Here is a 10,709-nt window from a genome sequence, read left to right as displayed (position 1 = left end):
CGGAGCTGGAAAGAGATCGAACGCGCGCTGATGGAAGCGCAGCCACAGGTGTTCATCGAAGTGCTGCGCGACTGCGGCGCGCTGCAACAACTGATGCCGGAGCTCGACCCCAGCCCGCAGGCACTCGCCCCGCTGCAACAGGCGGCAGAGCATCGGCAGCCACTGCACGTGCGCTGGGCCTGCCTGCTGCAAGGCGTTCGGGACACCTCACAACTGAAAGCTGTAAACCAGCGCTTCAAGGCGCCACGTGAATGCCAGGAACTGGCACTGCTGGTTGGTGAGTGCCTGCCTCTGGCGCATCGCGCAATGGAGCTGGAAGCAGCGGCATTGCTGGAGCTTCTGCAGAAGTTCGACGTGTATCGCAGGCCGCAGCGTTTCGAAGACTTCATCGCCGCCTGCGAGATGGAGGCACTTGCGCGGCAAGCAGAGCGTTATCCACAGGCCGCCTACCTGCGAGGCGCGGCGTCGGCGGCACGAGACGTCGATGTGAAACCCTTGGTTGCACAGGGTTTGACCGGACAGGCATTGGGAGAGGCACTGAAGGCAGAGCGCTTGCAGGCGTTGACACGCTACAAAGGCTGACCTTGCGCAGCGAGCCCGATCCTTGTGGAGCTGCGGTGGATGGCACCGGCTTTGCCGGCGATCGCGGCGCAAGTCGCAGCGGCAAACCGCCACCGCCAGGTGAGAAAAGGCCGCGACATGGAAACGGCCTTCAGATTCTGGACAACGCAGTCGTGGCTAAAATGGCTGCGTCAGTTGCAACCCACGCCACTCGAACGGCACTGGCGCCAGCTCCTGCTGGATATTCGCCTGCTGCCACAACTCGGCCATGGATTTACCTGCTCCAGGATGCACCAGATCGGGCGCGAGCAACGACAGCGGCCAGAGCACGAACGCGTTTTTCAGGATTTCGGCGCGCGGCAGTACAAGCCCGTCGAAAGTACCGTGCAGCTCATCGAACATCAGCACATCGATATCCAGCGGCAAACCCTTGCGATCCGGGGCATAGCGGCCGTTTTCCGCCTCGATGAACTTGAGCCGGCGATCCAGTTCCAGTAGCGGCAGCGCGGTCTGCCCGCTCACCACCAGGTTGAAGAAAGGCCCGCTCTTGATCCCTACCGCCTGGCTCTCGAACACCGCCGAACAGCGCATGTCCTGAAGGATGCCGGCCAGCGCATCAAGCCCGGCGCACAGGTGGCGCTCGCGGTCGATGTTGCTGCCCAGCCCCAGGTAAACCGTGCTCAGAGACATCCGCGCTCGATCTCCACGCCCACGCCACCCCGGGCCGCAGGAACGGCACCGGGCTTGGTCAGCTTCAACCGCATCCACACGATGCCGAACTCTTCCATCAAGGTCGCCGCCAGACGCTCGGCGAAGGTTTCCACCAGCTCGAAGCGCGACTGCTCGGCAAAGGCCTGGATACGGGCCGAGACACTGGCGTAGTCCAACGCCAGGTTGAGGTCGTCACCGGCCGCCGCCGGGCGGTTGTCCCAGGCGAAACTCAGGTCCAGGCGCAGGCACTGGCGAATATCCCGCTCCCAGTCATAGGCACCGATGACGGTATCGACTTCCAGTCCCTCGATGAACACTCTGTCCAAGCACTTCTCTCCACAGACGACAAGGGCGACTGGCGCCGTTAGAATCAGGGCGTCCCCGCCCGGAATAGTTAGCATGTTTTGGTTATTGGCGCTGCTCGCCTACCTGCTCGGCTCGCTGTCCTTCGCCATTGTCCTGAGCCGCCTCAGTGGCAACCCCGACCCTCGCTCCAGTGGTTCGGGCAACGCCGGCGCGACCAACATGCTGCGCCTGGCAGGCCGCAAGCTGGCCATCCTCACCCTGCTCGGCGACCTGTGCAAGGGTTTGCTGCCAGTGCTGCTGGCCGGACTTGCAGGCCTGAGCCTGCAGGCCCAGGCCTGGATAGGTCTGTGCGCGGTGATCGGCCACCTGTTTCCGCTGTACTTCCGTTTCCAGGGCGGCAAGGGCGTAGCCACTGCGGCGGGCATGCTCATGGGGCTGTACTTTCCCGCCGCGCTGCTGGCGATCGGCGCCTGGTTGCTCACCTTCTACCTCACCCGTACCAGCTCGCTGGCGGCCTTGATTGCCACGCCTCTGACCCTGCCGCTGCTGGCCTGGCGCGAGCCGGCCGCGCTGCTGCCAATGACGGTGCTGACAGTACTTATAGTCTGGCGACACCGCAGCAATCTGCGCGACCTGTTTGCCGGCCGCGAACGACATTTCTGAATCACTCGCGGGGAAAACGCCGCCTCACAGCGGCGGCAATTGCTCCATCGGCCAACGCGCCTGCACGCTGATCGCCAGATCCTGCTGCTGTCCGGCCAACAGGCGCTGGCAGCCGGCATAGGCGATCATCGCGCCGTTGTCGGTGCAGAACTTCGGACGTGCGTAGTACACATTGCCCTTGATGCTCGCGAGCATGTCCTCGAGCGATGCCCGCAGCGCCTTGTTGGCGCTCACACCTCCGGCGATGACCAGGCGCTTGAGACCGGTCTGCTTGAGGGCACGCTTGCACTTGATGGTCAGAGTCTCCACCACCGCCTGCTGGAATGCCAGCGACAGGTCGCAACGGGTTTGCTCGCTGTCGTCACCCGCATTGCGGCACTGCTGCCAGGTATTCAGGGCGAAGGTCTTGAGACCGCTGAAGCTGAACTCGAGCCCCGGACGGTCGGTCATCGGCCGCGGGAACACGAAGCGCCCGGGCGTACCCTGTTCGGCCAGACGCGCGATCTCGGGTCCGCCGGGATAATTCAGACCAATCAGCTTGGCCGTCTTGTCGAAGGCCTCGCCCGCCGCGTCATCCAGGCTCTCGCCCAGAAGCGCGTACTGGCCGATGCCATCGACCTGCACCAGTTGAGTGTGACCACCGGATACCAGCAAGGCGACGAACGGGAACTGCGGCGGCTGCTCCTCGAGCATCGGCGCCAGCAGGTGGCCCTCCATGTGGTGAACGCCGATCGCCGGAATATCCCAGGCGAACGCCAGCGCCTGTGCACAGGAAGCGCCAACCAGCAGTGCACCGACCAGACCAGGGCCGGCGGTGTAGGCGATGGCATCGATGTCGGCAGCGACGCAGCCAGCTTCATCCAGCACTTCGCGGATCAACGGCAGCATGCGCTTGACGTGATCGCGCGAGGCGAGCTCGGGCACAACGCCGCCGTAGACGCGGTGCAGGTCGATCTGGCTGAACAGCGCATCGGCCAGCAGGCCGCGCTCACTGTCGTATAATGCGACGCCAGTTTCGTCGCAGGATGTTTCCAATCCCAGTACTAGCATGGGTCCGTGCCTTGTGGAGGCTGAATTCGAAGCCGCGCATTCTAGTCCCCGTACAGAGTGCCGACCAGCGGTTTTCGATCAGAGGCTTTGCATTCCTCCCCGCTAAGGGTTAACATCCGCAACCCTTGAAAACCGACGTTCTCCAGCACACCTTTGTTTTGCCAGGAGCACGTCTACCCCGGTAATGAATTAAGGTAGCCCTGGATGCCAGCCGTCAAAGTTAAAGAGAACGAACCCTTCGACGTAGCTCTGCGTCGTTTCAAGCGCTCCTGCGAAAAAGCCGGTGTACTGGCTGAAGTTCGTAGCCGCGAGTTTTACGAGAAGCCGACCGCTGAGCGTAAGCGCAAAGCTGCTGCCGCTGTTAAGCGTCACGCCAAGAAAGTTCAGCGCGAACAGCGCCGCGCCGTTCGTCTGTACTAATACAGAAGTTCTACGCAAAGCTTCTGCCCAGCCCGGCCTCGTGCCGGGCTAATGGCAGTTGTCGCTTCAAACCCTCGGCCATGTGCCTTGGGGGCCCCGGCACTCGCCCATGGGCAGAATTCATACGCCTCACCAGAATGCCCGATGCGGCAGGTGATAGGCCGACACGCATCTCCCTTGTTGCTCTCTCCAGCGATTAGACTTGCCAGTAGCCAGATAACGAGACTGCCATGGCCGGGCTGATTCCCCAGAGTTTCATCGACGACCTCCTCAACCGCACCGACATTGTCGACGTGGTGAGTTCGCGCATCCAACTGAAGAAGACCGGCAAGAACCATTCGGCCTGCTGCCCGTTCCACAAGGAAAAGACGCCGTCCTTCACTGTCAGCCCCGACAAGCAGTTCTACTACTGCTTCGGCTGTGGCGCCGGGGGCAACGCCCTGGGCTTCATCATGGACCACGACAACCTGGATTTCCCCCAGGCAGTCGAGGAACTGGCCCGCGCCGCAGGCATGGAAGTGCCGCGCGAAGAGGGACGACGCGGACAAAAGCCGCGCCAGCCCACCGACTCTCCGCTGTACCCGCTGCTCGAAGCAGCTGCCGAGTTCTATCGCCAGGCGCTGCGCAACCATCCGACACGCAAGGCAGCGGTCGAATACCTCAAGGGCCGCGGCCTGTCCGGCGAAATTGCCCGTGATTTCGGTCTGGGTTTCGCCCCGCCGGGCTGGGACAACCTGTTCAAGCATCTGGGCGCCGACACCCTGCAACAGAAGGTGATGATCGACGCCGGCCTGCTGATCGAGAACGCCGAGACCGGCAAGCGCTACGATCGCTTCCGCGACCGGGTCATGTTCCCGATCCGCGACAGCCGTGGCCGGGTGATCGCCTTCGGCGGGCGCGTGCTGGGCGATGACAAGCCCAAGTACCTGAACTCCCCGGAAACCCCGGTATTCCACAAGGGCCAGGAGCTGTACGGGCTGTTCGAGGCACGCAAGCACAACCGCAACCTCGACGAAATCATCGTGGTCGAGGGCTACATGGATGTGATCGCCCTCGCCCAGCAAGGCCTGCGCAATGCTGTGGCTACTCTAGGCACCGCGACCAGCGAAGAGCACCTCAAGCGCCTGTTCCGCGTGGTGCCCCATGTGCTGTTCTGCTTCGACGGCGACCAGGCCGGGCGCAAGGCAGCCTGGCGTGCACTGGAGGCCACGCTGCCGAACCTGCAGGATGGCAGGCGTGCGCGCTTCCTGTTCCTGCCCGAAGGGGAAGATCCGGATACGCTGGTCCGCGCAGAAGGCACCGACGCTTTCCAGGCCCGCATCCATCAGCACGCCCAACCGCTCGCCGACTATTTCTTCGAGCAATTGGGCAGCGAAGCCGACCCTCGCTCGCTGGAAGGCAAGGCCCACATGGCGACCTTGGCTGCACCGTTGATCGAAAAGATTCCGGGCGCCAATCTGCGTCAGTTAATGCGAAATCGCTTGAAGGAAATTACTGGTCTTGATGTCCAGCAAATGGAGCAGTTGGCACAGAAAACGCCCGCGCCCAGCGTACCGGACTACGATCCAGGCTATGACTACGATGCCATGGCCAGCTACACGCCGGACTTCAGCGAACAGCACCACGACTACGCCCCCGCCCAGCAGGAGCAACGCCCCTGGACACCCAACAAAGGGGGGGGCAAGAAGCCCTGGGATGGCAATGGCAAGCCCTGGGACAAGAACCGCAAGGGCGGCAAGGGCTGGCAGCGCGACGAAGCGCCTCCACGCACGCCGGCACCGGTCGAACCCCCGGCGCTCGCGGCCTTGCGCACATTGCTGCACCATCCGCTGCTGGCCGGAAAGGTCGAGGACGCGAGCCATTTCGCCGACGAAGAACATCTTTACAGCCAGTTGCTGGTGGCCCTGATCGAAGCCGTGCAGAAGAATCCTGGGCTAAGCTCCATGCAGCTGATCGCACGCTGGCACGGCACCGAACAGGGGCGTCTGTTGCGGGCGCTGGCAGAGAAGGAATGGCTGATCGATGCCGATAACCTTGAACAACAGTTTTTCGACACCATAACTAGCTTGTCAGCCCGCCAGCGCGAGCGAAGCTTGGAACATCTGCTCAGGAAAGCACGTCAAAGTGAGTTGAGCACTGAGGAAAAATCCCAGTTGCTCGCCCTGCTCAGCAGGAATGTTCCCGCACAAACCCCGACCTCATCTGGCGCGTGAGGTCCATGCTCGGGTATAATCCTCGGCTTGTTTTTTGCCCGCCAAGACCTTCAGTGGATAGGGTGTTATGTCCGGAAAAGCGCAACAGCAATCTCGTATCAAAGAGTTGATCACCCGCGGTCGTGAGCAGGGCTACCTGACTTACGCGGAGGTCAACGACCACCTGCCTGAGGATATTTCAGATCCGGAACAGGTGGAAGACATCATCCGCATGATCAACGACATGGGGATCAACGTATTCGAGAGTGCTCCGGATGCGGATGCCCTGTTGTTGGCGGAAGCCGACACCGACGAAGCCGCAGCCGAAGAAGCCGCCGCAGCGTTGGCGGCCGTTGAAACCGATATCGGCCGCACGACCGACCCGGTACGCATGTACATGCGTGAAATGGGTACCGTCGAGCTCCTGACCCGCGAAGGCGAGATCGAAATCGCCAAGCGTATCGAGGAAGGTATCCGCGAAGTCATGGGCGCCATCGCTCACTTCCCGGGCACCGTCGATCACATTCTCGGCGAGTACGACCGTGTAACGACCGAAGGCGGCCGCCTGTCGGATGTTCTCAGCGGTTACATCGACCCTGACGACAACATTGCCGCGCCTACCGAGGAAGTACCGATCCCAGGCGCCAAGACTGCAGCGGCGAAGGAAGAGTCGGAAGACGAAGAAGAAGGTGACGAAAACAGCGACGACAGCGAGGAAGAGGGCGAAAGCGGCCCCGATCCAGAAGTTGCGCGTCAGCGTTTCGGTGCCGTCTCCGACCAGCTCCAGGCCACCAACAAGGTCCTGAAGAAACATGGTCGCAGTGGCAAGGAAAGCGTTGCGGCGCTCCAGGCCCTGGCCGATCTGTTCATGCCGATCAAGCTGGTGCCCAAGCAGTTCGACGTACTCGTCGAGCGTGTGCGCGGTGCCCTTGACCGCCTGCGTCAGCAGGAGCGTGCGATCATGCAACTGTGCGTACGTGATGCCCGCATGCCGCGTGCCGACTTCCTGCGCCTGTTCCCGAGCAACGAGACCGACCAGACCTGGAGCGGTGACCTCGCCAAGCGCAGCACCAAGTGGGCCGCCGCCCTGGGTGAGAAGGACGCCGCGATCGTCGCCTGCCAGCAGAAGCTGATCGACCTCGAGACCGAGACCGGCCTGACCGTCGCAGAAATCAAAGAGATCAACCGCCGCATGTCGATCGGCGAGGCGAAAGCCCGTCGCGCCAAGAAGGAAATGGTCGAGGCGAACTTGCGCCTGGTGATCTCCATCGCCAAGAAGTACACCAACCGCGGCCTGCAGTTCCTCGACCTGATCCAGGAAGGCAACATCGGCCTGATGAAGGCGGTGGACAAGTTCGAATACCGTCGTGGCTACAAGTTCTCGACCTACGCCACCTGGTGGATTCGCCAGGCGATCACCCGTTCGATCGCCGACCAGGCGCGCACCATCCGGATTCCGGTGCACATGATCGAGACGATCAACAAGCTCAACCGCATTTCCCGGCAGATGCTGCAGGAAATGGGTCGCGAACCGACCCCGGAAGAGCTGGGTGAGCGCATGGAAATGCCTGAGGACAAGATCCGCAAGGTATTGAAGATCGCCAAAGAGCCGATCTCCATGGAAACCCCGATCGGTGACGACGAAGATTCGCATCTGGGCGACTTCATCGAGGACTCCACCATGCAGTCCCCGATCGACGTGGCCACGGTCGAAAGCCTCAAGGAAGCCACCCGTGACGTGCTCTCGGGCCTGACCGCACGCGAAGCCAAGGTGCTGCGCATGCGTTTCGGTATCGACATGAACACCGACCACACACTTGAAGAAGTCGGCAAGCAGTTCGACGTGACCCGCGAGCGGATCCGTCAAATCGAAGCCAAGGCGTTGCGCAAGCTGCGCCACCCGACGCGAAGCGAGCATCTGCGCTCCTTCCTCGACGAGTGATGACGAACCCCGGCCCAGGCCGGGGTTTTTCATGGGCGACAAAAAGCTGCAGGCAATCTGCCGCATTCACCGGCACTCTTCATCCGCGTCCGTCTACACTCGAATCAGCCCCCTGATAGAGAGGTCGCCATGCCCCTGATGCCGGCACTCCTGTTGCTGCTCCTGATGATCTGGAACACAACGGCCGGCGCCCTGACCCTGACGGACGAAGAAAAAGCCTGGCTCAGCGCCCATCCGCAGCTGCGTCTGGGCGTGGATGCTTCATGGCCGCCATTCGAGTTCCGCGACCAGGAAGGTCGCTACCAGGGATTGGCCGCCGACTACATTGCCCTGATCCAGCAACGCCTGGGCGTTTCGCTGCAGCCGATCGAGCCGAGCAATTGGTCGCAGGTACTCGAGCAGGCACGACAGAACCGCATCGACCTGCTTCCAGGCATCATGTCGACGCCCGAACGCCAGTCCTACCTGGCCTTCACCCGCCCCTACCTCGATTTCCCCATCGTCATCCTTGCCCACGAAGGCGGCCCTCAGCCACGCACCCTCAAAGACCTGTACGGCCTGAAAATCGCGGTCGTGGAAAACTACGCTCCCCATGAGTTGCTGCGCACCCACCACCCGGACCTCAATCTGGTGGCCTTGCCCAATGTGAGTTCAGCCCTGCAGGCGTTGGCTACCGACGAAGTGGATGCGGTGGTTGGCGACCTTGCATCGAGCATCTGGAGCCTGCGCCAGCTCAAACTCGATGGCCTGTACGTCAGTGGCGAGACGCCCTACCGCTATCAGCTGGCCATGGCCGCACCACGAGAACAGAAAATCCTCATCGGTATTCTCGACAAAGTCATGGCTGACCTGAGCAGCGCCGAAATCAGTGACATTCAGCAGCGCTGGGTCGGCAACGTCGTCGATCAACGGAGCCTATGGCGCGATCTGCTGGTCTACGGCCTGCCGACACTGGCCGTGGTGTTGCTGATCCTCGCCGCCATGCTGCGCATCAACCGCCGTCTCAGCTCGGAGATTTCGCGGCGGATCGCCCTGGAGCAAGAGCTGCGCAGCAGCGAATACCACTACCGCAGCCTGATCGAAAGCCTTTCGGCCATCGCCTGGGAAGCCGACGCCAACGACTTCACCTACAGCTACGTCTCCCCACACGCCGAGGGCCTGCTTGGCTACCCGCTGAGGGAATGGCTCAGACCTGGTTTCTGGCGCGGTATCCTGCACCCCGAGGACGCCCTCTGGGCCCAGGCCTACTGCGACGCCGAAACAGCTGCCGGGCGCGACCACAGCCTCGACTATCGCGTAATACGTGCCGACGGGCACATCCTCTGGGTGCGCAATATCGTCAGCATGATCGAGCACGGCCACAAGCCGCTCATGCGCGGCCTGATGATCGACATCAGCGAAACCAAACGCACCGAGGATGCCCTGCGCCTTTCCGAACAGAAGTTCGCCTCAGTGTTCCAGCAATGCCCCGACATCCTGCTCATCGCCCGCCACAGCGATGGCTGCCTGCTGGAGGTCAACGAAGCGTTCGAGGAACAGATCGGCCTGAGCCCGGCCCAGGTCATCGGCCGCACCGCCACCGAACTGGGCCTGTGGGGTGTCGCGGGCACCGGCCCGACGATCCTCGAACGCGTGCAGCGTGGCGGCATCCGCAACCTGGAAATGAGCTTCCGGCGCAGCAACGGCGAGTTGTTCACAGGCCTCACCTCCGCTGAAAGCTTCGACCTGGATGGCACACCGGCGCTGGTGGTTGCCGTGCGCGACATCAGCCAGCTCAAGGAAACCCAGCAACAGTTGCAGACTTCCGAAGAGAAGTTCGCCAAGGCCTTCCACGCATCGCCCGACGGCTTGCTGCTGTCGCGCCAGAGCGATGGCCTGCTGCTGGAAGCCAACGAAGGTTTCTGCCGCCTGACCGGCTACGACATCAACCCAAGCCTTGGCCACAACAGCCTTGATCTGGGCATCTGGGCCGACCTCAACGAACGTGATCGGCTGATCGAACTGCTCAAGCGCGATGGTTTCGCGCGCGATTTCAGTTGCCATATCCGCCGTAGCGACGGCCAGATTCGCCTGTGCGAAATGTCCGCTCGGCCGCTGCCAATCGGCGGCATCGACTGCATGCTGACCATCACCCGTGACATCACCGAGCGCCACCTGATGCAGGAAAAACTGCAACTGGCCGCCACGGTCTTCGAGAACACCGCCGAGGGCGTGCTGATCACCGACACCGAGCAGCGCATCAGTGCGGTCAATCGCGCCTTCAGCGAGATCACCGGCTACAGCGAACTCGAAGCCCTCGGCCAGACCCCGCGCCTGCTCGCCTCCGGCCAACACGACAGCGCCTTCTACGTCGCCATGTGGCATCAGCTCACCGCCGAAGGGCATTGGCAGGGCGAGATCTGCAACCGACGCAAGAACGGCGAGTTCTACCCCAGTTGGCTGACCATCAGCGCCGTACGCAACAGCGAACACGAGACCACCCATTTCGTCGCCGTGTTCGCCGACATCTCCAGCCTCAAGCACGCCCAGGCCAAGCTCGACTACCAGGCCCACCACGACCCGCTCACCGGCCTGCCCAACCGCACCCTGTTCGAGAGCCGCCTGCAGGCTGCCCTCACCTGCGCCCAGGCCTCCAGCCGCCAAGGCGCCGTGCTGTTCCTCGACCTCGACCGCTTCAAGCACATCAACGACAGCCTCGGCCACCCGGTCGGCGACCTCTTGCTTAAAGGCATCGCTCAACGCCTGAAAGAGCAGGTGCGCGATGTCGACACCGTCGCCCGCCTGGGCGGCGACGAATTCATCATCCTCTTGCCCGGCCTGCATCGCCCAAGCGACGCCAGCGCCATCGCCAACAAGCTGCTGGC

At 62.5% G+C, this 10,709-nt stretch carries 8 protein-coding genes and 1 pseudogene; 6 read left to right on the top strand and 3 right to left on the bottom strand.

Annotated elements, in window-relative coordinates; genetic code table 11:
• Nucleotides 1–582: pseudogene (locus tag VA602_RS12895) on the top strand (multifunctional CCA tRNA nucleotidyl transferase/2'3'-cyclic phosphodiesterase/2'nucleotidase/phosphatase); the annotation flags it as partial.
• Nucleotides 583–738: 156 nt separating this feature from the next.
• On the opposite strand, the gene folK reads toward VA602_RS12895, so the two are convergent.
• Complete coding sequence (gene folK / locus VA602_RS12890) at nucleotides 739–1,251, bottom strand: 2-amino-4-hydroxy-6-hydroxymethyldihydropteridine diphosphokinase (protein WP_153772391.1); 513 nt, start codon at nucleotides 1,249–1,251, stop codon at nucleotides 739–741.
• Nucleotides 1,242–1,598, bottom strand: coding sequence for a dihydroneopterin aldolase (gene folB, locus VA602_RS12885; RefSeq protein ID WP_054892212.1), 357 nt, complete (start codon nucleotides 1,596–1,598; stop codon nucleotides 1,242–1,244). Before folB ends, folK begins: the two co-directional genes overlap by 10 nt.
• 73 nt (nucleotides 1,599–1,671) lie before the next feature.
• Here folB and plsY point away from each other — a divergent pair, with 73 nt between their 5' ends.
• Nucleotides 1,672–2,241 carry a glycerol-3-phosphate 1-O-acyltransferase PlsY gene (gene plsY / locus VA602_RS12880; protein WP_054892211.1) on the top strand — a complete coding sequence of 190 codons (570 nt, stop codon included), beginning with the start codon at nucleotides 1,672–1,674 and terminating at the stop codon, nucleotides 2,239–2,241.
• A gap of 24 nt (nucleotides 2,242–2,265) precedes the next feature.
• On the opposite strand, the gene tsaD is transcribed toward plsY, so the two are convergent.
• A complete protein-coding gene (gene tsaD / locus VA602_RS12875) occupies nucleotides 2,266–3,291 on the bottom strand; it encodes a tRNA (adenosine(37)-N6)-threonylcarbamoyltransferase complex transferase subunit TsaD (protein WP_054892210.1) in 1,026 nt (341 codons plus the stop codon).
• A 204-nt stretch (nucleotides 3,292–3,495) separates the two neighbouring features.
• On the opposite strand from tsaD, the gene rpsU reads away from it, so the two are divergent.
• From rpsU to VA602_RS12855, 4 genes are all read left to right on the top strand, one after another.
• Nucleotides 3,496–3,711, top strand: coding sequence for a 30S ribosomal protein S21 (gene rpsU / locus VA602_RS12870; protein ID WP_003255575.1), 216 nt, complete (start codon nucleotides 3,496–3,498; stop codon nucleotides 3,709–3,711).
• A 230-nt stretch (nucleotides 3,712–3,941) separates the two neighbouring features.
• The gene (gene dnaG / locus VA602_RS12865; RefSeq protein WP_323453384.1) at nucleotides 3,942–5,924 is read left to right on the top strand and encodes a DNA primase; all 1,983 of its coding nucleotides are present in this window, start codon (nucleotides 3,942–3,944) and stop codon (nucleotides 5,922–5,924) included.
• A gap of 67 nt (nucleotides 5,925–5,991) precedes the next feature.
• The gene (gene rpoD / locus VA602_RS12860; protein WP_054892208.1) at nucleotides 5,992–7,845 is read left to right on the top strand and encodes an RNA polymerase sigma factor RpoD; all 1,854 of its coding nucleotides are present in this window, start codon (nucleotides 5,992–5,994) and stop codon (nucleotides 7,843–7,845) included.
• A 129-nt stretch (nucleotides 7,846–7,974) separates the two neighbouring features.
• Nucleotides 7,975–10,709 (top strand): PAS domain S-box protein (locus VA602_RS12855; protein ID WP_323453383.1); only part of this gene is annotated, 2,735 nt, incomplete at its 3' end.

Origin of the sequence: Pseudomonas machongensis (genome assembly GCF_034961125.1) — a bacterium.
GTDB lineage: Bacteria > Pseudomonadota > Gammaproteobacteria > Pseudomonadales > Pseudomonadaceae > Aquipseudomonas > Aquipseudomonas machongensis.
This window is presented reverse-complemented; position numbering and strand designations above follow the sequence as displayed.

Bases quoted from the DNA above. Each gene is read 5' to 3' on its own strand.
- plsY (WP_054892211.1), top strand. From the start codon at position 1,672: ATGTTTTGGTTATTGGCGCTGCTCGCCTACCTGCTCGGCTCGCTGTCC.
- tsaD (WP_054892210.1), bottom strand. From the start codon at position 3,291: ATGCTAGTACTGGGATTGGAAACATCCTGCGACGAAACTGGCGTCGCA.
- rpsU (WP_003255575.1), top strand. From the start codon at position 3,496: ATGCCAGCCGTCAAAGTTAAAGAGAACGAACCCTTCGACGTAGCTCTG.
- folK (WP_153772391.1), bottom strand. From the start codon at position 1,251: ATGTCTCTGAGCACGGTTTACCTGGGGCTGGGCAGCAACATCGACCGC.
- rpoD (WP_054892208.1), top strand. From the start codon at position 5,992: ATGTCCGGAAAAGCGCAACAGCAATCTCGTATCAAAGAGTTGATCACC.
- dnaG (WP_323453384.1), top strand. From the start codon at position 3,942: ATGGCCGGGCTGATTCCCCAGAGTTTCATCGACGACCTCCTCAACCGC.